At 44.1% G+C, this 21,261-nt stretch carries 17 protein-coding genes and 1 tRNA gene; 13 read left to right on the forward strand and 5 right to left on the reverse strand.

Annotated features, from left to right (window positions below; translation table 11 throughout):
• Positions 1-133: 133 nt before the first annotated feature.
• The 4 genes from V7K45_RS05645 (at position 134) to V7K45_RS05660 (ending at position 6,331) form a co-directional block, all read left to right on the forward strand.
• Complete coding sequence (locus V7K45_RS05645; RefSeq protein WP_335001220.1) at positions 134-1,897, forward strand: sensor histidine kinase; 1,764 nt, start codon at positions 134-136, stop codon at positions 1,895-1,897.
• 411 nt (positions 1,898-2,308) lie between these two features.
• Positions 2,309-3,538: an RNA-guided endonuclease InsQ/TnpB family protein gene (locus tag V7K45_RS05650; protein ID WP_335001222.1), complete on the forward strand. Its 1,230-nt coding sequence runs from the start codon at positions 2,309-2,311 to the stop codon at positions 3,536-3,538.
• 249 nt (positions 3,539-3,787) lie between these two features.
• Entirely contained in the window at positions 3,788-4,018 is a 231-nt protein-coding gene (locus V7K45_RS05655) for a NifU family protein (protein ID WP_012408256.1), read from the forward strand.
• A 78-nt stretch (positions 4,019-4,096) separates the two neighbouring features.
• The gene (locus V7K45_RS05660) at positions 4,097-6,331 is read left to right on the forward strand and encodes a glycoside hydrolase (RefSeq protein ID WP_335001224.1); all 2,235 of its coding nucleotides are present in this window, start codon (positions 4,097-4,099) and stop codon (positions 6,329-6,331) included.
• 178 nt (positions 6,332-6,509) lie between these two features.
• Here the strand turns inward: V7K45_RS05660 and V7K45_RS05665 are convergent.
• Positions 6,510-6,594, reverse strand: a tRNA-Ser gene (locus V7K45_RS05665).
• A gap of 106 nt (positions 6,595-6,700) precedes the next feature.
• Between V7K45_RS05665 and V7K45_RS05670 the strand changes: the two genes are divergently transcribed.
• The 7 genes from V7K45_RS05670 (at position 6,701) to V7K45_RS05700 (ending at position 12,117) form a co-directional block, all read left to right on the forward strand.
• Positions 6,701-7,069: a 2Fe-2S iron-sulfur cluster-binding protein gene (locus V7K45_RS05670; RefSeq protein ID WP_194041586.1), complete on the forward strand. Its 369-nt coding sequence runs from the start codon at positions 6,701-6,703 to the stop codon at positions 7,067-7,069.
• 112 nt (positions 7,070-7,181) lie between these two features.
• Entirely contained in the window at positions 7,182-7,727 is a 546-nt protein-coding gene (locus tag V7K45_RS05675) for a thermonuclease family protein (RefSeq protein ID WP_335001227.1), read from the forward strand.
• A 108-nt stretch (positions 7,728-7,835) separates the two neighbouring features.
• Positions 7,836-8,648: an inositol monophosphatase family protein gene (locus V7K45_RS05680; RefSeq protein WP_335001229.1), complete on the forward strand. Its 813-nt coding sequence runs from the start codon at positions 7,836-7,838 to the stop codon at positions 8,646-8,648.
• A 74-nt stretch (positions 8,649-8,722) separates the two neighbouring features.
• Complete coding sequence (locus V7K45_RS05685) at positions 8,723-9,676, forward strand: J domain-containing protein (RefSeq protein WP_335001232.1); 954 nt, start codon at positions 8,723-8,725, stop codon at positions 9,674-9,676.
• Entirely contained in the window at positions 9,676-10,890 is a 1,215-nt protein-coding gene (locus tag V7K45_RS05690) for an ATP phosphoribosyltransferase regulatory subunit (RefSeq protein ID WP_335001234.1), read from the forward strand. Before V7K45_RS05685 ends, V7K45_RS05690 begins: the two co-directional genes overlap by 1 nt.
• Positions 10,891-11,086: 196 nt before the next feature.
• A complete protein-coding gene (locus V7K45_RS05695) occupies positions 11,087-11,311 on the forward strand; it encodes an indolepyruvate ferredoxin oxidoreductase subunit alpha (RefSeq protein ID WP_335001236.1) in 225 nt (74 codons plus the stop codon).
• Between the two features lie 77 nt (positions 11,312-11,388).
• Entirely contained in the window at positions 11,389-12,117 is a 729-nt protein-coding gene (locus V7K45_RS05700; protein WP_099102504.1) for an ABC transporter ATP-binding protein, read from the forward strand.
• A 631-nt stretch (positions 12,118-12,748) separates the two neighbouring features.
• On the opposite strand, the gene V7K45_RS05705 is transcribed toward V7K45_RS05700, so the two are convergent.
• From V7K45_RS05705 to V7K45_RS05720, 4 genes are all read right to left on the reverse strand, one after another.
• Positions 12,749-13,621: an S-methyl-5'-thioadenosine phosphorylase gene (locus V7K45_RS05705; RefSeq protein ID WP_335001238.1), complete on the reverse strand. Its 873-nt coding sequence runs from the start codon at positions 13,619-13,621 to the stop codon at positions 12,749-12,751.
• A 414-nt stretch (positions 13,622-14,035) separates the two neighbouring features.
• The gene (gene glgB / locus V7K45_RS05710; protein ID WP_335001240.1) at positions 14,036-16,327 is read right to left on the reverse strand and encodes a 1,4-alpha-glucan branching enzyme; all 2,292 of its coding nucleotides are present in this window, start codon (positions 16,325-16,327) and stop codon (positions 14,036-14,038) included.
• 291 nt (positions 16,328-16,618) lie between these two features.
• Positions 16,619-16,951, reverse strand: coding sequence for a hypothetical protein (locus V7K45_RS05715; protein WP_335001242.1), 333 nt, complete (start codon positions 16,949-16,951; stop codon positions 16,619-16,621).
• 514 nt (positions 16,952-17,465) lie between these two features.
• Positions 17,466-17,693, reverse strand: coding sequence for a hypothetical protein (locus V7K45_RS05720; RefSeq protein WP_335001244.1), 228 nt, complete (start codon positions 17,691-17,693; stop codon positions 17,466-17,468).
• A gap of 493 nt (positions 17,694-18,186) precedes the next feature.
• Here V7K45_RS05720 and V7K45_RS05725 point away from each other — a divergent pair, with 493 nt between their 5' ends.
• Together V7K45_RS05725 and V7K45_RS05730 are read left to right on the forward strand one after the other, a co-directional pair.
• Positions 18,187-18,867 (forward strand): hypothetical protein, encoded by a 681-nt coding sequence (locus tag V7K45_RS05725; protein ID WP_335001246.1) that lies wholly within the window; start codon positions 18,187-18,189, stop codon positions 18,865-18,867.
• A 133-nt stretch (positions 18,868-19,000) separates the two neighbouring features.
• Positions 19,001-20,839, forward strand: a complete 1,839-nt coding sequence (locus V7K45_RS05730; RefSeq protein ID WP_335001248.1) for a peptidoglycan D,D-transpeptidase FtsI family protein — start codon at positions 19,001-19,003, stop codon at positions 20,837-20,839.
• Positions 20,840-21,261: the final 422 nt, after the last annotated feature.

Genomic DNA, 21,261 nt, shown 5'->3' on the forward strand with positions numbered 1-21,261 from the left:
GTTTGCCAATCTGGTTTTCAGAACACCAAAAAATACCCCATCAAAGACAAAAAAGCTGTAAAAATTTATGTATAAATTTCAGCGGCTTTAGTAAAATTACGGTCGGATACCCTTTGTCTATCCAACTCAATTAATGACTATTACTGCCAATTCCCAATTGTCAAATGTATTTTCCCAAAATCTGGAATCTATTACCAGTAAGACTGATGGCTCATTACCAACTCTAGGAGCCGAGTTAGTTTATATGCAAGATGGGGCAGGGCGCTATCTGACCTTTTGTTGGCAGTACAGCGAACTCCTGGGGTTAAATACTGAAAAAATAGTTGACGAGCTGAACCAGACTCAAACCTTTGCCCCAGTGGATAAGGTTAGTTATTTGGAACGATTGCACCGAATTTTGACAAGTTTGGTGCCAGAAAGGTTTCAATGTTGGTTTAGCTATCAGAAAGAATTATTTGAGTTGGACTTAGTGATTAGTCCGATTATGCCGAGTTTGGGAACTACTGCCACTACCGTTTTAGTGATGGGACGCTTAGTACAAGCGACACTCACCAAAAAACAAGCGCGCGTGACATCAAAAACGCCTACACAAATAGAGTTGGCTTTACGTTCGCAGCAACACCAAAAATTGGTAAATCGCATTACCAGAAATATTCGCCGGACATTGGATTTAGATATTATTTGGCAGCAAACAGTTGACAGTTTGGGGAAAGCACTGCGGTTAGAGCGCTGCATTATTTGTCCTTATCAGCCTTCAAGCTCAAAAGTGCAGGTGAAGGCTGAGTATCGCCAGCCAGAACTCAAATCAATGCTTGGCTCAGACATAGATATAGCTTCTGAGCCTGCCTTTGCTCAAGCCTTAGCAACCCTAGAACCAGTTACGATGGAAGTGCTTGGATACAAAGAGTCTGGGCGGCAGAAAACTTTAGTAGTTGCGACTTGCTATCAAGACCAAGCTAATGGATTGGTTGCCTTGAATTGGCAGGATGAATGCTACACATTAACAGAATCGGAATTAGAACTGGCAAAAGAAGCAGCAGATCAATTGGGAACTGCGATCGCTCATGCTACTTTATATGAAGAATTAGAAATAGCGCGTCAAAAAGCCGAAGAAGCTTCCCGCCTCAAAAGTGAGTTTCTGGCTAATGTATCCCATGAAATTCGTACCCCCCTCAACGGTATGATTGGCTTTTTGAAGCTGATTTTGGAAGGGATGGCAGACGATCCAGAAGAACAAAATCAGTTTTTGACAGAAGCTCACCAATTATCGATACATCTGCTGAATATCATCAACGATATTTTGGACATTGCCAAAATCGAAGCTGGTAAAATGGAGCTAGCTTACGCTCCAGTCAAGCTAGATGAGCTATTCAGTCATGTAGAAGGTTTCATGCGTCCCCAAGCAGAAATGAGAAACCTCAGCTTTCGGATGCAAATGCCTGCTACCTCCGATGAAATCATTGTCCAAAGCAACTACCAACGGTTGCTACAAGTGATGCTCAATTTGGTAGGTAATGCGATCAAATTTACCCATGAGGGTGGCGTTACCGTCAGCGCCGATTTAGTACTTAAAAAGGCGAACTTTCAAGATCAGCAATTTCCTGGCATGGTAAGAGTACGTGTGGCAGACACTGGTATTGGTGTTTCCTTAGACAAACAAGATAAACTGTTTCAATTATTCTCTCAAGTGGATGGCTCCCGCACTCGCCAGTACGGCGGCACAGGTTTGGGACTGGCAATATCCCAGAAGCTAGTGGAGGCAATGGGCGGCGAAGTACATTTTTATAGTCTGGGCGAAGGACTTGGCTCAACAGTCACATTCACCGTGCCACTATATCAACAACCAGTCATGGTTTCGTCTAATGATAGTGACTCAACAAGTAGTGCTGAGTGTTGAATTAGTCATTGGTCATTGGTCTTCTGGAACATTACCAGTACTGGGTTTTGGGTTTTAAGTTTTTTAGCAATTATTATTTAATCACTATATTGAGTATGGGGTATTGGGGAAAAACCTTCCTTGTCCTCACCTCCTGGCGTTCTCTTCAGGACTTTAACCGCTAAAGTAGAGTAGGAGGGCTTGCACGAGAAATTGTTCAGCTAATCTAATATCAAGTTGCTAAAACCAGCAGGGGTTTAGTCAAAAGTCATAAAAAACTGACACCTGACAATCTAGCGGCAATTAGATTTAGCTGAAACAGCAATTTATCTCACGCTCCCTTTCGGGTGAGACGTAAGATAAATTGCGAGTGAGTAAAACGAGCAAATCTTTGTGCTATAATCTTTTATAGCAAATTGCTTTTACTCTAAAATGCTAAAAGTCGTCAAAGTCAGGTTATATCCAGATGCTCAACAACAACAGTCACTAGCACGAGCTTTTGGCAGTTGTCGTTGGCTGTGGAATTATTGCCTGAATTTGATAAACCAAACATATAAAGAGACTGGGAAAGGACTGTCTGGATATAAAGTTAAAAAGATAATTCCACAGTTAAAGAAAGAGCATGACTGGCTAGCTTTAACTTACTCGCAGTGCTTACAACAAGTCTGCTTAAACTTGGGAGTAGCTTTTAATAACTTTTTTGAAAAAAGAGCTTCATATCCGGACTTTAAGTCAAAGCACGTTTTGCAATCAATACAGTATCCTCAAAATGTCAAGATTGCTGATAACTATTTAACCTTCCCCAAAATCGGGGATGTATCAGCAATAATTCATAGACCCATTCAGGGAAAGATTAAGACTGTTACTGTATCTAAAAACTGTTCTAATCAATATTTTGCAGCTATTCTATTTGATGATGGCAAGGATAAACCTTCTGCGAGCGCGGATGGCAAAGCAATAGGTATTGATTTGGGATTAACTCATTTTGCTGTTACTAGTGATGGGTCTAAATTTGACAATCCTAGAATACTAAATAAATATGATAAAAATTTAAAACTCAAACAGCAACAACTTTCTAGAAAACAAAAAGGCTCTAATAACCGACTCAAGTCTAGAAAAAAAGTTGCTAGAGTTCACAGAAAAATTGCTAACTGTCGTGAAGATTTTCTGCACAAGCTATCGCGTAGGATAGTTAACGAAAACCAAGTGATTGTGGTTGAAAATCTTAATATTAAGGGCATGATGCAAAACCACACTCTTGCTAAATCTATTCATCAGGTTGGCTGGGGGATGTTCTGCACAATGCTTAAGTACAAAGCGGAGATGGAAGGAAAAATTTATCAGGAAGTTGATAGATTTTTCCCTAGTTCAAAAACCTGTTGTATGTGTCTTAATCAAGTTGGTAGTTTGCCGCTAGATGTAAGATTTTGGACTTGTGAAAAGTGCAATACAAGACATGACAGGGATATTAACGCAAGTATTAACCTCAGAGATGAGGGACTACGGATACTTCGATTAGCAAGAGTAGAAGTTTTGACCTCTGGAACGGGGGATAAAGCCTGTCGTCCAGATGTAAGTCGAAGTAATAGAGGACGCAAGAAATCTACTACTGCGCTTTCTGTTGGGCAGGAAGCCTACAGTGTACACGAAGTGTCACTGTAGGTAGTTCACGATCGATTTAACAAAGCTGGAAAATAAAACTTTGGATAATGGTTAATGAGTAAGGGTGCATTGGTTACAGGGATCGTTATTATTCAATGCCCCATGACGGCAGTTGATCCACTTGGGGAAACCCCAAGACCCTCCGGGTTCGGCAGTCCCCCATCGACGGAAACCGCCAAGACGGGGGCTGCCTCACCGCACTGCCTCCCCCATTCCCCATGCCCATCCCTAACTTAGCAGGTCTAAACTATGGAACTTACAATTGACAACGTTGAAACAGTCTTAGATGAAATGCGCCCTTATCTTATGTCTGATGGCGGCAACGTGGAACTCGTAGAACTCGATGGCCCCGTTGTAAAACTGCGGCTGCAAGGTGCTTGTGGTTCTTGTCCCAGTTCTGCAATGACCCTGAGAATGGGTATTGAGCGCCGCCTTAAGGAAATGATTCCCGAAATTGCAGAAATTGAGCAAGTGGTGTAAAAGTTAGGAGTTAGGAGTTAGGAGTTATGAGTTTTCAATTAACTCCTAACTCCTCATTCTTAACTCCTAACTATTTCTATGTCCCATCCTCTCTACATCGCTTTTGTCTGGCATCAACATCAGCCGCTGTACAAATCTCCTGGCAGCGGCGTTTCGCTATCTCCCAGTCAGCAGTACCGTCTCCCTTGGGTACGCTTGCATGGAACTAAAGATTATTTGGATTTAGTATTGCTCTTAGAGCGATATCCTAAATTACACCAAACGGTGAATTTAGTTCCATCGCTGATATTGCAACTCGAAGATTATATTGCTGGCACTGCTTTTGACCCTTACCTCACAGCCAGCTTGACACCGGATGAGCAACTCACCCAGCAACAGCGTGAATTTATAATCCAACACTTCTTTGATGCCAATCACCATACTCTGATCGATCCTCATCCCCGCTATGCCGAGTTGTACCAGCAAAGGCAGGAAAAAGGACAAGCTTGGTGTTTAGCAAATTGGGAATTGCCAGATTATGGTGATTTGCTAGCTTGGCATAATTTGGCTTGGATCGATCCTCTGTTTTGGGATGACCCGGAAATTGCTGCTTGGTTAAAACAGGGACGGAATTTTACTTTAAGCGATCGCCAGCGCATTTATTCCAAACAGCGAGAAATCCTCAGCCGGATTATCCCCCAACATCGGAAAATGCAGGAGGCGGGACAGCTAGAAGTTACCACCACGCCTTACACCCATCCGATTTTACCCTTGCTAGCTGATACTAACTCTGGTCGGGTAGCTGTGCCCAATATGACACTACCTAAACAGCGTTTTCAGTGGGCAGAAGATATTCCCCGCCACTTGCGGAAAGCTTGGGACTTTTATAAAGACCGCTTTGGACAGATACCTCGTGGTTTGTGGCCTTCGGAACAGTCAGTTAGTCCACAGATACTTCCAGACATTATTAACCAAGGGTTTAAGTGGATATGCTCAGATGAAGCCGTCTTAGGATGGACGCTGAAACACTTTTTTCATCGGGATGGGGCGGGAAATGTGGAGCAACCAGAATTGTTGTATCGACCCTATCGCCTGCAAACCGCCGAGGGTGACTTGTCAATTGTGTTTCGCGACCACAGATTATCAGATTTGATTGGTTTTACTTATAGTGCAATGCCTGCAAAAAAGGCAGCAGCAGATTTGGTGGGACATTTGCAAGCGATCGCTAAAATGCAAAGAGATAGTCATAGCGAACAACCTTGGCTAGTTACCATTGCCTTAGATGGGGAAAATTGCTGGGAATTTTATCCCCAAGATGGCAAACCTTTCTTAGAAGCTTTATATCAAAGTTTGAGCGATGAACCTCACCTCAAACTTGTCACTGTCTCCGAATTTCTCGAAGAATTTCCAGCCACAGCCACTATCCCCGGAGGGCAACTACATAGTGGTTCTTGGGTAGATGGCAGCTTCACCACTTGGATCGGCGATCCCGCCAAAAATCGTGCTTGGGATTATTTGACAGAAGCAAGGAAAATGCTTGCAAGTCATCCCGAAGCGACGGAAGAAAACAACCCCGAAGCATGGGAAGCATTGTATGCCGCAGAGGGTTCCGACTGGTTTTGGTGGTTTGGTGCAGGACACTCCTCAAATCAGGATGCCATCTTTGACCGATTGTTTCGAGAACATCTGTTTGGCATTTACAAAGCATTAAATGAACCTGCACCGCCCTATCTCAAGCAACCAGTAGAAATCCACGAAGCACAGAAAAGCCACACCCCACAAGGATTTATTCATCCCGTCATTGATGGTAAGGGTGATGAGCAAGATTGGGATAAAGCTGGACGTATAGAAATCGGCGGGGCGCGGGGGACAATGCACAATAGCAGCGTCATCCAGCGACTTTGGTATGGGGTCGATCACTTAAATTTCTATTTGCGACTGGATTTTAAAAGTGGCGCTGCACCAGGGCAAGATTTGCCAGCAGAGTTGAACTTGCTGTGGTTCTATCCAGAAAAAACAATGGTTAACAGCCCAATTCCCTTGGCAGATGTACCAGATGCAGCCCCACTTAATTACCATTTCCACCATCTTCTGGAAGTTAACTTGCTGACGCAATCGATTCAATTTCGAGAAGCTGGAGACAATTATCAATGGCATCCCCGTTTCAGTCGCGCTCAAGTAGCTTTAAATAGTTGTTTAGAGTTGGCAGTACCGTGGGCAGACTTGCAAGTTCCGCCAGATTATCCTCTGCGTCTGATTTTGGTGCTTGCAGATGAAGGGCGTTTTTCCAACTATTTGCCAGAAAATGCTTTGATTCCCATTGAAGTGCCTTAACATTTCATATCCTTGGTGTTATACCATTTCACGAAATACTTATTAGGGGCGTACATCTGTATGCCTCTACAGATGATTCATTGATGTTGCAAAGATTTTTGAAAATCATATTTAATTTTTTTAGTCTTAAATATATTTGGCTATATTCAAACTATATATTTAGACTAAGCTTTGAGAACGGAGAGGGGGGGATTCGAACCCCCGTTAAGTTTCCCTAAACAGACTTTCCAGGTCTGCGCCTTAAACCACTCGGCCACCTCTCCAGGTGTCACAAGTTCCGATCATACTATAAAATCCCAGAAAATGCAAAGATAAAGAAAGATATTTTAGATTGAATCTGAAAGTCCTAATTCTAAAACACAAATCCAGATGTCCCGTACATACACAATTAAAGTTCGCGATCGCGCCACTGGCAAAACACACACCCTACAAGTGCCAGAAGACCGCTACATCTTGCACACCGGCGAAAAACAAGGGGTGGAACTACCGTTTTCCTGTCGCAACGGAGCTTGCACCGCTTGTGCTGTGAGAGTGTTATCAGGAGAAATTTACCAACCAGAGGCGATCGGCTTGTCGCCAGATTTACGTAAGCAAGGTTATGCCTTGTTGTGTGTGAGTTACCCCCGTTCTGACTTGGAGGTGGAGACGCAAGACGAAGATGAAGTCTACGAACTCCAGTTTGGACGCTATTTTGCTAAGGGGAGAGTTAAAGCGGGTTTACCCTTAGATGAGGAATGAACAATTGAATAAGGCAGGGGGCAGGTGGTCGCCGAGCGCAGTCGAGGTGAGGCAGGGGGCAGGGGGAAAGAGGTTCTGCTCGGTATATGCAGCCACCATAGGAGAATTTTTGATGGTTGTGAGCCTTGGTGACTGGGTGCGAAAAATAGCGATTTTGGCTTGCTTATTGCTCTTGGTGAGTTGTCAAGGTAAAAACCAGCTGCCGAACAATGAAGCCCAGGTGAAAGTAGCGCGGGTAGTTAGTGGGCAAAGCTTGGAAGTGTTAGGCATGGCTGAACAACCAAATTTGATTTCCCAAGTGCGGTTAGTTGGTGTTGATGCACCAGATTTGCGACAGCGCCCTTGGGGGGAAGCAGCAAAAGAACAGTTAGAGAATCTAATTGGTGGTGTAGAACAATCGGTAACGCTGGAGTTTGATTTAGAAGCAAAAGACAAAATTGGGCGAACTCTAGCTTATGTATGGAAAAATAAGGTGTTGTTGAATGAAGAATTAGTCAAACAAGGGAATGCAATGTTTGTGGCGCGATCGCCTAACCACAAATATGACCTGCGTTTAGAACGTGCCCAACAATGGGCTAGACTCATGGGGCAAGGAATTTGGAACCCAGAAAAGCCCATGCGCCTCACTCCCGCCGAGTTTCGCCGCCAAAATCTTTAATTAGTGCTGAGTGCTGAATGCTGAGTGCTGAGTGAGAGAGTGGGGGAGTAGTGGAGTGAGGAAGTGAAGTAGAAGAATTAATAACCAATGACAAATGACCAATGACAAATGACAAATCTACAAATTTTTCTAGATATTGCTACAGAAGCGGCCTTGGCTGCTGGTGCTATTTTGCAAGGTTACTTGGGTAAGTTAGAAGACGCAATTATTGAAAAAGGACGCCCTGGTGATTTAGTCACGGCTGCTGATAAAGCTTCAGAAGAGTTGATTTTAGAAATTTTGCGTTGCCACTTTCCCCAGCACTCGATCCTCGCTGAAGAATCAGGGAAATTAGGTAATCAACAGAATGAGTACCTCTGGGCAATAGATCCTCTCGATGGCACAACCAACTACGCTCATCAATACCCATTTTTTGCTGTTTCCATCGGGCTGTTAATTAATGGCGTTCCCCAAGTTGGTGTAATTTATGACCCCTTCCATAATGAGCTATTCCGTGCTGCTACTGGCTTAGGGGCAACGCGTAACCGTCAGCCCATCAAGGTTTCAGTAACATCTGAACTGGGTAAAAGCCTACTAGTAACAGGATTTGCCTACGATCGCCGCGAAACCTCTGATAACAACTACGCCGAATTTTGTCATCTCACCCATCTTACCCAAGGAGTTAGACGTAGCGGTTCGGCATCGCTAGACTTGGCTTATGTTGCCTGTGGACGTGTCGATGGTTACTGGGAGCGGGGACTTTCTCCTTGGGATATTGCCGCTGGGATAATTTTGGTACAAGAAGCTGGGGGCAAAATCACCGCCTACGATGGCACTGCCTTCAAAATTGAGTCAGGTAGAATTCTTGCCACAAATAGTTATATTCACGGCTCCCTCAGTAACGAACTTTTACGGGTTCCACCACTGTCAGCTTGGGTGTAACAAATGGGGGCTTTCTCTACGACTTTGGGTACACTAAAAGCAATCTAACTGCTCCCTTGGTGCAAAAACTCTATATGTCTTTCAAAATAGATCGTGGACTATTTAAATATGATTTCATAGATCATCACGCAGTGCTGTGCGTTCCAGTTGATGCCGATGTTAAAGAGATTCGCAAACGCTATCTCCAAGTCGCCCGCCGTTTGCACCCAGACAGTAGTCTTACTGAAACTGCTGCTCAAAAACATCTCGGTAACGAATTGTTATCAAAGCTGGTTAACCCGGCTTACGAAAAACTCTCAGGCGATCGCACTCGCACTGAATATATTCTAATTTTGTCGCAAATTGGCAAGCGTCTGGTACAAGAATCTACTTCGGTAACTCTAAACACCGACTTGGCTAAACAGTTAGTTGAGGCAGCTAATATCGATCATTTTTATAAAACTGCGATCGCGAAACTAGCCCAAACCCAATATGATTCTCTAGAACAAGCACTGCAAGTCATTGCCCAAGCTAGTGAGTTGAATTTAGTGTATTTAATGCGGAGTGCAGGTAAATCATCCGCAGCGCCGCCATCTGCTCAACCCAAAGCCCAATCAGGTACGCCTCAGCCAAATACACCAAAAAATACACCAGCAGCAGCACCACCGCCACCAAAAGAAGACTTGATTGTAGAACAGTATATTCGTCGCGCTCAATCTTTGATTGACAAAAACCAATTTGCCCCAGCCAAAGTAGAGTTGCAAGAGGCCCTGAAGCTAGAACCAAAAAACAGTCGCTGTCATAGCTTAATTGCAATGGTGTATTTGAAGCAAAATCAGCTAAAAATGGCCAAAATCCACTTTGACAACGCTCTAAAATTAGATCCTAGTGACGAAACGGCTCTACAATGGAAACCTAAAATAGATAAGGCTTTAGGACAACAACCTAGCGATCATAAGGTGACTTCATCCCCCAATAATGGAGATAAGCAACCAGAGAAATCTGGTAGTGGTTTGTTCGGTGGTTTGTTTGGTGGGAAGAAAAAATAATGGTGTATCAACCAGCAGCGGGAGCCAGGGATTTATTGCCCTTGGATGTGGAGAAAAAACGCTGGATTGAAGATCGGTTACAGCAGGTGTTTCACCGTTGGGGATATCACCGGATTATCACCTCAACTTTAGAGCGTATGGATACCCTGATGGCAGGAGAAGCTATCCAGCGTCAGATGGTGATTCAACTACAACAAAATGGCGAAGATGAAGAATTAGGGCTACGTCCAGAATTAACAGCATCTATTGCTCGTACTGTTGTCACTCGGATGGCTGGTGTCACTTATCCACAACGGTTGTATTACAATGCCAATGTGTTTCGTCGCACTTGGGAAAGTAGGCATAATCGCCAGCAAGAGTTTTATCAAGCTGGGGTAGAGTTGTTAGGTACTGGCGGATTGCTGGCAAATGCCGAAGTACTGCTATTAGTAGCAGATTGTTTAGCAGCATTGGGTTTGCAGGAATGGCATTTAATTTTAGGTGAGGCGGGAATTACTCGATCGCTCCTGAGTGCCTTTCCTGCTAATTTACAAGATCGAGTTCGCAGTGCGATCGCTCATCTTGACCGCATCACCATAGATAATTTACCCCTAAGTGACAAACTCCGCGATCGCGCCCAAACCATCATGGATTTGCGCGGGCCAAGTGCAGACGTGTTGCAAAAAGTTAGTAGTCTGGATCTAGATGCAGAACAGCGAGAGGCAGTGAATAACCTCAAATCCCTAGTAGAATTACTAGAATCAGAGAAAAAATTTCCGTTAATCCTCGACCTCAGCTTAATCCAAACCATAGATTACTACACTGGTATTGTCTTTGAAGTTGTCAACGATACCGAATCCCAAGCCAGAGTTTTAGGGCGCGGTGGTCGCTATGACCAGCTTTTAGGGCTATATCATCCTCAGGGAGAAAACATTCCCGGAATTGGTTTTGGACTAAGTATCGAAGATTTATACCAAGTTCTGTTGTCTACTCAGCAATTACCACAAGAAACTCCAGCGAGTGACTGGTTGGTAGCACCAGAGACAGCTAGCGCTAACGCCGCCGCCTTTGTCTACGCGCAAAAACTCAGAGATTCTACTGATTTGGTGCGAGTAGAAATTGACTTGGGTGGAAGAGATCCAGAGGCGATTCGCCAATATGCAAGCGATCGCGGCATAGCCCAAATTGCTTGGATCAAAGCTGATGGCTCACCAAAAATAGAACCATTGCGTTAAATGACTTAGGAATTGGGCATTGGGCATGGAGAAGAGACAAGGTAGACAAGGAAGAGGGGGAAGACAAGGAAGAGACTTGTTCAATAATTCCCCCTTGTCCCCTTGTCCCCTTGTCTCCCCTGCCCCTCTGCCCCCCTGCTCTCCCCTCCCCTGCTAGTCTAGAAATAGCCGATACAGAAAAGAGGGAATCGAGAACATGCCGCATACAATTGTTACAGAAGTCTGTGAAGGCGTTGCAGACTGCGTAGATGCCTGTCCAGTAGCTTGTATTCATGATGGCCCAGGCAAAAACAGCAAGGGAACTGATTGGTACTGGATTGACTTTGCCACTTGCATCGACTGTGGTATATGTCTCCAAGTTTGCCCTGTAGAAGGGGCGATTCTTGCAGAAGAACGACCAGAGTTGCAAAAAACTCCGTAATAGTCCATAGTCAACAGTCAATAGTCAATAGTTATGTTTGACTTGACTGTTGACCAATGACCAATGACAAATGACCAATGACAAATGACTATTTACTAGAAGTTCAAAATGTTCACGCTGGATACATCAAAGATGTAGATATCCTGCAAGGTGTGAATTTTCAGGTTGCACCAGGGGAATTGGTGACAGTGATTGGCCCCAACGGTGCAGGTAAATCTACTTTGGCAAAAGCAATTTTTGGGCTTTTGATCCCCCACACAGGCACAATTACCTTCAAAGGTGAAAATATCGTGGGGCTAAAGTCCAATCAAATTGTCCAACGAGGAATGTGCTACGTACCGCAAATCGCCAATGTTTTCCCCTCCCTCAGTGTTGAAGAGAACTTGGAGATGGGCGCTTTTGTGCTTAACGTTCCCCTGAAACCAATTAAAGATAAAATATTTACTATGTTTCCGAGATTAAGCGATCGCCGTCGTCAACGTGCTGGTACTCTCTCTGGAGGAGAACGCCAGATGCTAGCGATGGGCAAAGCTTTGATGTTGGAACCTGGTTTGCTGATTTTAGATGAACCATCTGCTGCTTTGTCGCCGATTTTGGTGACACAAGTGTTCGAGCAGATTAAACAAATTAATCAGGCAGGTACTGCGATCGTATTAGTAGAACAAAATGCCCGTAAAGCTTTAGAGATGGCTAATCGTGGGTATGTATTAGAATCGGGACGTGATGCGATCTCCGGCCCTGGTGAAGAATTGTTGAATGACCCGAAAGTGGGTGAGCTATATCTGGGAGCAGGTAAGAGACATTAACCCTTTTTTATCACTCTTGCCCCATTCAACATAACACCAGCTTAATATCGGAGCTTCACCAGTCTATAGCGATGACTAGGTTGGGCTGCGCCGACGCTATCTATAACTAATACAAAAGCCATAACATTACCTGCCACTGCCGCGACCGTCGTTTTCGATGCTCAAAGAATTCTCCCTAATAATCCGTTTCTAATCACATCTACAGCTAGTCGAGAGGCAAAACAGGACATTCATTCAGGAAAAACTGATAAAAACGTAAATTACCCGAATTTACCAAAATCCCCACTCGCAATTCGCAGTTCTGAATGAAAACCATGAAAGGCGTTCGCAATCGCGAACGCCTCCGATAAATGCATACTGTAAGTGCTGCGACGCTCTCCAATCATTAGACTTCTTGGCATTTGTCGGGAAAAGGGGAAGGTGGGGCCCCCTCTGGGGATAAGGGGCAGGGGGAAGGGGAAAAGTTCTGTATTGTACCCTTCCCCTTTAACCTTTACCCTTTTCCCCAAGAATGCAAAAAGCACTTTTGCAAGAGTTCCATTGACGCTATGCGGTACTTGTTCTCACATCTTCCTACCAAGAAACTGCCTAAGCGTAGCTCGCCATAAACATCGCTCATTCATTACCAATACTACAAATACTTCTGCAACAACAATCCTAACTTTTCCTTCGTCGCTGCTGGTGCTTTATCCAACTGAGTCAAAATCGCATACTGTAACGCCGAATGCGCCTCACTGGTTGGCGGATTTTCACTCAAGCGGCGCACAGTTTCTTGAATCACCTTTTGAGCATTCACAGCATTCCGCAGCAAATTGCCAATTACCATTTCTACCGTCACACTGTCATGGTCTGGATGCCAACAATCGTAATCTGTCACCAGCGCTAAAGTTGAGTATGCAATTTCCGCCTCCCTTGCCAACTTCGCCTCTGGTAAATTGGTCATGCCAATTATTGTTGCACCCCAACTGCGGTAAAGATTCGATTCTGCTTTAGTAGAAAAAGCTGGCCCTTCCATGCACACATAAGTGCCGCCGCGATGGAGAGTAACTTCTGGTAAATTGAGAGATGCGATCGCATCTGCCAACACAGTAGCTAAATTCTTACAAATCGGATCGCCAAAGGCAATGTGAGCAACAATTCCCTCACCGAAAAATGTGGAAATTCGATTTTTCGTTCTGTCAATAAACTGATCTGGCACCACCATATCTAGTGGTTTCGCCTCTGCTTTCAAGGAACCCACAGCACTAGCTGAAATTAAATACTTCACACCCAATTGCTTCATTGCATAGATATTAGCGCGAAACGGTAACTCAGAGGGTAAAAGCGTGTGATTCCGACCATGACGCGCCAAAAAGGCTACTCGTGTACCATCCAAAGTCCCCAGAATCAAAGCATCAGATGGTGAACCAAAAGGAGTTTCTACTTGCACCTCTTCAACATCTTTGAGGGCATCCATTTTGTAAAGACCGCTACCACCAATAATTCCAATACTAGCTTGAGCCATGATTCTGAACCTGTTCCTTACCGATCTCCTCAGTTATTTTATCGAAAAGGAGAGTAGCAGAAAACAAAGTGATGTCTACGATGAGATACGCGATCGCATTTCATGCCGTTAACACTATTGAATTATTAACCATTCATTGTTTTTTGAGGCGCAGATAGAAATGCTGGAATAAAGATTGACAGCGATGATATAAAACATTCTCCAAATCATCGAGTATCTCACTCATATTGATTAGCAATTGGTTCATCATGTCAATAAATCGCTATATAAAAGAATGTAGAGACGTAGCAATGCTACGGCTCTACAAAGGTAATAACGCATATTTAATTTCACCAGAGTCTATTGAGAGCTGGGTTGAGTAGCTGTGAATAGGCAAAATTATCTGTTGGATGGGGCATCCCCCACCCAAAATTGTTATCCCATCATCTCAGCAGTCTTCTTCTTATCCAACTTGAGAATCAACACACCCAAAGGTGGTAAACACAAATCCAGAGAATAAGGACGACTGTGCAAAGACCAATCATCCGTCCATTTACCACCTAAGTTGCCCATATTACTGCCGCCATACTGACGCGCATCGCTATTGAATAACTCGGTATAAAATCCCTTTTGCGGTACACCGATGCGATAGTGAGAATGGGGTTGCGGTGTAAAATTGCAAACAACGATCGCAAAATCATCAGAATCCTTGTCACGACGAATGAAGGAAACTACACTATGGCGGTTGTCGCTACAGTCAATCCACTCAAACCCAGGTTCAGCAAAATCCTGGGTGTATAAAACTGGCTCAGAACGGTAGAGATGGTTCAATTCCCGGAAAAACGTTTTTAGCTGTTGGTGGGCTTCATGCTGTAATAAATGCCACTCCAAATCAGCCCAATCATTCCACTCACTCCACTGCCCAAATTCCATGCTCATAAACATGGTTTTCTTGCCTGGGTGAGCAAACATATAGCTAAATAAACAACGCACATTAGCTAACTTCTGCCATGTATCCCCCGGCATTTTGCCGATGATATTGCTCTTGCCATGCACCACTTCATCGTGGGACAGAGCCAGCATGAAATTCTCGCTGTGGTTGTACCACATACTAAAGGTGATGTTATTTTGGTGGAACTGGCGGAACCACGGGTCCATGCTGAAGTAATCCAGCATATCGTGCATCCAGCCCATATTCCACTTCAAGTTAAAGCCTAGTCCGCCTGTGTAGGTGGGCCAAGATACCATTGGCCAAGAAGTAGATTCTTCCGCAATTGAGAGAATACCAGGGAAATAGCTAAAGATAATGTGATTTACCTGACGCAAAAAATCTGCTGCTTCTAGGTTTTCTCTGCCGCCGTACTGATTGGGCAGCCATTCTCCTGGCTCGCGGCAATAGTCGTTATAGAGCATTGAGGCAACAGCATCGACACGAATCCCGTCAATGTGGTATTTATCAAACCAGAAGAGAGCATTTGCTGCAAGAAAATTACTAACTTCATGGCGACCGTAGTTGAACACCAAAGTACCCCATTCTTTATGTTCGCCTTTGCGGGGGTCAGCGTGTTCGTATAAGTGGCTGCCATCAAAGAAAGCTAAACCATGTCCATCTTTGGGGAAGTGACCGGGAACCCAGTCTACGATTATCCCTATCTCATTTTGGTGACATTTGTCAACAAAATACATAAAATCTTCGGGTCTGCCAAAACGGGAGGTAGGGGCATAGTACCCAGTTACTTGATAACCCCAAGAACCATCAAAGGGATGTTCCGCAATGGGTAGAATTTCTATGTGGGTGTATCCTAATTCTTTGACATAAGGAATGAGTCGGTCTGCCAGTTCCCGGTAGGTAAGAAAACGTGCGCCCGGCTTTAATCCAGAAACGACAACTACTGGTTCAGTTTCACCATTGGGAAGTTTAGCTGGTTCTGCACTCGAAGCGTGTAACCAAGAGCCTAAATGTACTTCGTAGACTGAGACTGGCTGAGTTAGCGGGTCAGTACGACGCCGCTTTTCCATCCAGTTTTCATCACTCCAACTATAAGCATCTAAATCAGCGACAATGGATGCCGTTTTCGGGCGAACTTCTTGCTGGAAACCGTAGGGATCGGATTTTTCGTAAATGTGCCCTTCAAAATTTTTGATTTCATATTTGTAAGACTCCCCTACCCCAATTTCCGGAATAAACAATTCCCAAACTCCGGTGGGGCCTTTACGCATCTGGTTTTTACGTCCATCCCAGAGATTAAAATCTCCCAACAATGAAACATTACGAGCGTTAGGTGCCCAAACAGCAAAATAAACACCTTTAACGCCATCTATTTCCGTAGGGTGCGCTCCCAGTTTTTCATATATCCGGTGATGGTTGCCTTCACTAAACAAATGCAAGTCAAAATCTGTCAAGCGGGGAGAACGGAAAGCGTAAGGGTCATAGATGACACGCTCATGTTCTCCTTCTTTAATCCGTAACTGATAGTTTGCCAGTTCGGCAGTTTCAATGGTGCATTCAAAAAAGTGAGGATGATGCACCGTTTGCATTGGATATTCTTTGCGTTGTTCAGGAAGAACGACCCATGCTGCACTTGCATTTGGTAGGTAGGCCCGCACAGCCCAGACAGTTTTGCCGTCTTGCTCTATGGGATGAGAGCCTAGTATTTCAAAGGGATCGTTATGCTGATTCCAAACGATGCTATTAACCTGTTCAGGGGCGATCGTGGTCATGGACATGAAGCTACCTAAGTGAAATAACGTGATTGACTAAATCTACTTTTTTAATATCTATATATATTCTTTACATTTATTTGCAATTTTGTCGCCACCGTTATCCTACATCAGAATGGGGTATTGAGCATGAGGCGTTGGGCATAGGACAAAACAGTTCCGGGTTCCGAGTGCTGAGTAGGGAATCTTACTTTTTTACTCAGAACTCAGCACGGGCTAAACCCTAGCTATCCACTAACATAACTGGGCACTATTGAGGAGTATTGGGCAGAGGATGAATGACAAATGACGAATTTATCAAAAATTTAAAAATGGGAAAAACTGCAATAATGTTTTACGTAAGCGAAGCAAGAAAATCTGTTCTCGAATTTTGGGGTCTAGTTTTGGTGGCGGGACTTCTTGCAGTTGGGCTTGCAATTGGATATACTCGGCAGCTGTTAGGGATTTTCCATCGATAGGCGATCGCGCTTCTATTATAATCTTTGTCCGTAATATTTCTTCTGGTGTATCTTCTGGTGGCGGTAATGCTATTGCTGCCGATCTCCAATAGTTACTTAAAACAATTGAAGTTACAGTAATTACAATTAAGCTCAGTAATTTTATAGATTTTCTCGTTTTAACTCTCCTCATCTCCTGAACTACCCTCACAACGCAGGATGAAAATCTGTTTTTCCCATACCTAAATTTTCCCAATAAAAATCTGGCAACATCAAGGGAGATTACCGAGTCTTTCCTGATACGGAATAGACTACAGGAATGCTCTTGAGAAATTGCCAGCGATCGCGATAAATTATTTTACCTCTCACAACTCAGTAGTATTAAGTGATTTAAAATGCCAAATGAGAGAAGTATTTGCCTACAAGATAGCTTAGATTAACTCAACTCCCTTGGACTGAGAACAAGGTTTGAGCGGGCGGGACTTTTAGAAGGACACTTGGTAGAGGACATAACCCTCTTTACCAGTGTCCTCTACTTCCTGCCCTACTTAGTTGATATTTGAGCAAACTCTCGGCTCTGATAAACCAGCATAAAAATGAGGCTTTTTCGTCAATCCAATTAATTCGAGCGATATTTCGAGCTATGTAGTGAGGAATGCTCTCACTAAGTAGTTCTGGGCGCTATTTAAACTAAAGTTTAAGATGCCTTATTTAGGTTTAGCAGGAGTAGTCGCTGCGGGAGTCGCTGCGGGAGTCGCTGCGGGAGTCGCTGCGGGGGTAGTGGCAGGAGTAGTCTTAACAGCAGGTGCATCAGTTGGTTCACCTGTAGCAGCTGGAGTAGCAGTACCAGCACCATCACCACCACCACCTTCACAGGCCCCAAGAATTGCAGCCAGACTTAACATTAGAGCAAAACCAAAGATTTTTGTTTTCATAACTCCTCTTTCACCAATTGTGGCTAGAACAATTTTTCGCCTGTTGAATACGATACCGTATTTATTGCTTTTTTTAAATTCTGCGAGGTTACATACTTAAAAAAAACAATCCTTTGGGGTATTGTTTTTGGAATTACGTATCCTGATTAGTTTCTCTTAACTCAAGAGCAAAACGAAAAATACCAACTTATTTAGCAAACGGAGCTATGATAGCAAAAAATTTTATTTTTTTCACAGAGTATTGCATCTGGCTACCTGACGTTGCCATACTTTAGGTGCGATATCTAAAAGGTAAGCTGTCCAGTTTCTAATCACTGATTGCAAACATTGCATATCTAGGGGATGCAAACATTGATACAGCTACCTATCAGAAAAGTTAAAAGGGTATAGTCTGTTATGTGTGCTGGTTGCACAGAAGGTGATTTAAACCTTAGCAAAACAGACAATCAATCTAAAAGTGCAGTATTTTCCATCTAAAAAAATTTAAAAATTTATGGTAGTTGCTCGTAAATCTACTGTTTCTACGAGGGGTAATTGGTTCCGGCGAGATTCTATCCTTTCTTTAGGAAGGCGGCGCTCTGCGCCTATGGAGTCAGGAGCCGGGGGCACTTCTACACCAGTATCGTCTCCAAGACAACAGCGTTCCTCGAAAAATTTAGCGGTTTCTCCCACAAATAAGGCAGTTATAGCTAAATCGGTGAAAGAGTTGGGTAGACAACAATTACCAAATCTCAACGAACAGTTGAATGCGAACCAAAAGAGTCCAGAGGAAGGTTTTCTTGGGCTTCCCACAATGCCTAATTCTGGAGCTGCACCTTTGTGGTTGCTGCGTTTGTATACTTTTCATCGTTATTCTTCAGTTGTGGCGTTCTTGTTAGTAGCATCGACACTTGCTGTTTATGGTTGGACAGTCTATTCTCAAGAGCTTTGGGGTCAGTCATATCGCAGATTACAAAACCTCCAACGTCATGAACGGCTGCTAACGACAACCAACGCGACGCTGAAAAATAAAATGGCTAATGAAGCAGAACAACCAACAGCAGGACTGGTATCGCCAACTCCTGAAGGAATGATTTTCTTGCCTCCAGCATCTCAGAGTCCTAAATCAGCATCGCCGAACAAAACGCCAAATTCTGAAGCCCAACCGCAAACACTCTCGCCACTGGGATACTAATCTTTAAGAGTCATTTGTCATTAGTCATTAGGACTGAGACTTCTGGTTAATCACAAAAGGTAACAGACACGCAAAGTCCGATCGCAGAAACCTCCGCTCAGAACTTTGTAAGAGAGGACAAAGGACGAACCCAATGCAGAAGTCACCAAGCAGAACAAAATTCAGAAAGTTTCGGAATCCAGCATTCACAAGCCAACAAAAGGGTTATAAACGAGGGCTTTTGGGAAAATTAGCCTCTAGTATGCAAGACCAAACATCCAACACTAAGTCCCGACTGTTCATCGTTTGGGGCGTATTAATGACATCGGGGTTGGGGTTGGCTATTAACTTGTATAATCTACAAATTGTCAAGGGGCCAAAGTTAACTGAGTATGCACGCAACCAGCAAATGGTGGATGTGCGACCTTTTATGCCCCGTCGCCCAGTGGTAGATCGCAATAGCGATCTGTTGGCTATTGACCGTCCTGTATATACTTTGTACGCTCACCCCAAGCTGTTTGATAAGTCTAATGAAGAAATGGCAGAGCGACTTGCCCCAATTTTGGCAAAAGATACTGCTGAATTGGTGAAAACTTTTCAAAGCAAAAGAAGCGGAATTATACTTGCGCCAGCCTTACCAGAAGAAATTATCGATCGCGTCATTTCTTTGCGCTTAAATGGCTTGGAGTGGGCTCAAAAATACTCCCGATATTATCCGCCAGACGATTTGGTTGCTGATGTGGTGGGCTACGTGAACATTGACCGCCGCGGTCAAGCTGGTGTGGAATATTCTCAAGAGAAGTTACTAGAACGTCCTGTGCAAACGGTGCGGCTCAGTCGGTCGGGAAATGGGGTATTGATGCCGGATCGCGCGCCCGAAGGTTTTTTGCATTTTGACGATTTGCGATTACAACTGACTATCGATAGCCGTCTGCAACGAATTGCTCGGATTGCGCTCAAACAACAGATGGAGAAGTTTGCCGCCAAACGTGGAGCGGTAATTGTCATGGATGCATTGGATGGTTCCTTACTCGCCCTCGTTTCTCAGCCTACTTATAATCCTAATGAATATGCTAAATCTGATATTTCATTATTTAAAAACTGGACAGTAGCGGATCTTTATGAACCGGGATCGACTTTTAAGCCTTTGAATGTGGCGATCGCTCTGGAAAATGGCATCATCAAACCAGATGATATGTTTAATGACTCCGGTTCGATTCGAGTCGCTAATTACACCATCAAAAATGCAATGAATAATGGTAATGGGCGAATCAGCATCGCTCAGATTTTGCAATATTCTAGCAATATTGGCATGGTGCAAATTATCCAACGTTTAAAGCCTTCAATCTATTACAACTGGTTAGAACGTTTAGGACTAGGACAAAAAGTTGATACAGATTTACCTTTTGAAGTCGGGGGACGGCTCAAAAGTCAAGAAGAATTTATCGCTTCGCCAATTGAAGCAGCTACTACTTCCTTTGGACAAGGCTTTTCCATGACACCGTTACAGCTAGTGCAAATGCATGGTGCTTTAGCTAATGGCGGTAAGTTAGTTACACCCCATGTAGTTCGCGGGTTGATTGATAGCAAAGGGCAGATGCATGATTCGCCCACTCACACCATCCCCCGGCAAATTTTCTCAACCGCAACAACGCAAAAGGTTGTGGAAATGATGGAAACTGTTGTTACTCAAGGCAGCGGTAAGCCGGCACAAATTCCGGGATATCGCATTGCTGGTAAAACTGGTACAGCCCAAAAAGCTAGTCCCAATGGCGGATACATCAAGGGTGCGAGAATGACCAGTTTCGTGGCTATTTTACCCGTAGAATCTCCTCGCTATGTAGTGTTTGCACTGGTGGATGAGCCAAAAGGAGAAAGTGCCTATGGTTCTACTGTCGCCGCGCCAATTGTGAAGTCGGTGATCGAAGCACTGATTCCTCTTGAGCAGATTCCGCCTAGTAAGGCGATCGAGCAACAGAAGGGAGTGCCGTAGGGAGTGGGGGCAGAGGGGCAGAGGGGCAGGGGAGACAAGGGGACAAGGGGACAAGGGGACAAGGGGACAAGGGGACAAGGGGACAAGGGGACAAGGGGACAAGGGGACAAGGGACAAGGGGGAATTATTGAACAAATCTCTTCCTTGTCTTCCCCCTCTTCCTTGTCTACCTTGTCTCTTCTCCATGCCCAATGGCCAATGCCTTTCAGGAGTGCTGAGTGCTGAGTTGTGAATCTCACTTATTTACTCGGAACTTAGAACTCGGAACGGGCTAAACGCCCCGCTTCCGCTAACGGAACTATTTCGCCCAATGCCCCATTCGTTTAAAACTTAATTTTTCTTTATAACCAGGGAAAGAGGTACAGAAAGCTACTGGTGTGGAAACCTAGATATAAGAGGTGAAAGTAATTTCTCACTTTTCC

The sequence above is a fragment of the Nostoc sp. genome, assembly GCF_036917375.1.
Classification (GTDB): Bacteria; Cyanobacteriota; Cyanobacteriia; order Cyanobacteriales; family Nostocaceae; genus Nostoc.

Bases quoted from the DNA above. Each gene is read 5' to 3' on its own strand.
- V7K45_RS05685 (WP_335001232.1), top strand. From the start codon at position 8,723: ATGTCTTTCAAAATAGATCGTGGACTATTTAAATATGATTTCATAGAT.
- V7K45_RS05700 (WP_099102504.1), top strand. From the start codon at position 11,389: ATGACAAATGACTATTTACTAGAAGTTCAAAATGTTCACGCTGGATAC.
- V7K45_RS05680 (WP_335001229.1), top strand. From the start codon at position 7,836: ATGACAAATCTACAAATTTTTCTAGATATTGCTACAGAAGCGGCCTTG.
- V7K45_RS05725 (WP_335001246.1), top strand. From the start codon at position 18,187: ATGGTAGTTGCTCGTAAATCTACTGTTTCTACGAGGGGTAATTGGTTC.
- glgB (WP_335001240.1), bottom strand. From the start codon at position 16,327: ATGTCCATGACCACGATCGCCCCTGAACAGGTTAATAGCATCGTTTGG.
- V7K45_RS05715 (WP_335001242.1), bottom strand. From the start codon at position 16,951: ATGAGGAGAGTTAAAACGAGAAAATCTATAAAATTACTGAGCTTAATT.
- V7K45_RS05650 (WP_335001222.1), top strand. From the start codon at position 2,309: ATGCTAAAAGTCGTCAAAGTCAGGTTATATCCAGATGCTCAACAACAA.
- V7K45_RS05720 (WP_335001244.1), bottom strand. From the start codon at position 17,693: ATGAAAACAAAAATCTTTGGTTTTGCTCTAATGTTAAGTCTGGCTGCA.
- V7K45_RS05730 (WP_335001248.1), top strand. From the start codon at position 19,001: ATGCAGAAGTCACCAAGCAGAACAAAATTCAGAAAGTTTCGGAATCCA.
- V7K45_RS05645 (WP_335001220.1), top strand. From the start codon at position 134: ATGACTATTACTGCCAATTCCCAATTGTCAAATGTATTTTCCCAAAAT.
- V7K45_RS05670 (WP_194041586.1), top strand. From the start codon at position 6,701: ATGTCCCGTACATACACAATTAAAGTTCGCGATCGCGCCACTGGCAAA.
- V7K45_RS05695 (WP_335001236.1), top strand. From the start codon at position 11,087: ATGCCGCATACAATTGTTACAGAAGTCTGTGAAGGCGTTGCAGACTGC.
- V7K45_RS05690 (WP_335001234.1), top strand. From the start codon at position 9,676: ATGGTGTATCAACCAGCAGCGGGAGCCAGGGATTTATTGCCCTTGGAT.
- V7K45_RS05705 (WP_335001238.1), bottom strand. From the start codon at position 13,621: ATGGCTCAAGCTAGTATTGGAATTATTGGTGGTAGCGGTCTTTACAAA.
- V7K45_RS05655 (WP_012408256.1), top strand. From the start codon at position 3,788: ATGGAACTTACAATTGACAACGTTGAAACAGTCTTAGATGAAATGCGC.
- V7K45_RS05675 (WP_335001227.1), top strand. From the start codon at position 7,182: ATGGTTGTGAGCCTTGGTGACTGGGTGCGAAAAATAGCGATTTTGGCT.
- V7K45_RS05660 (WP_335001224.1), top strand. From the start codon at position 4,097: ATGTCCCATCCTCTCTACATCGCTTTTGTCTGGCATCAACATCAGCCG.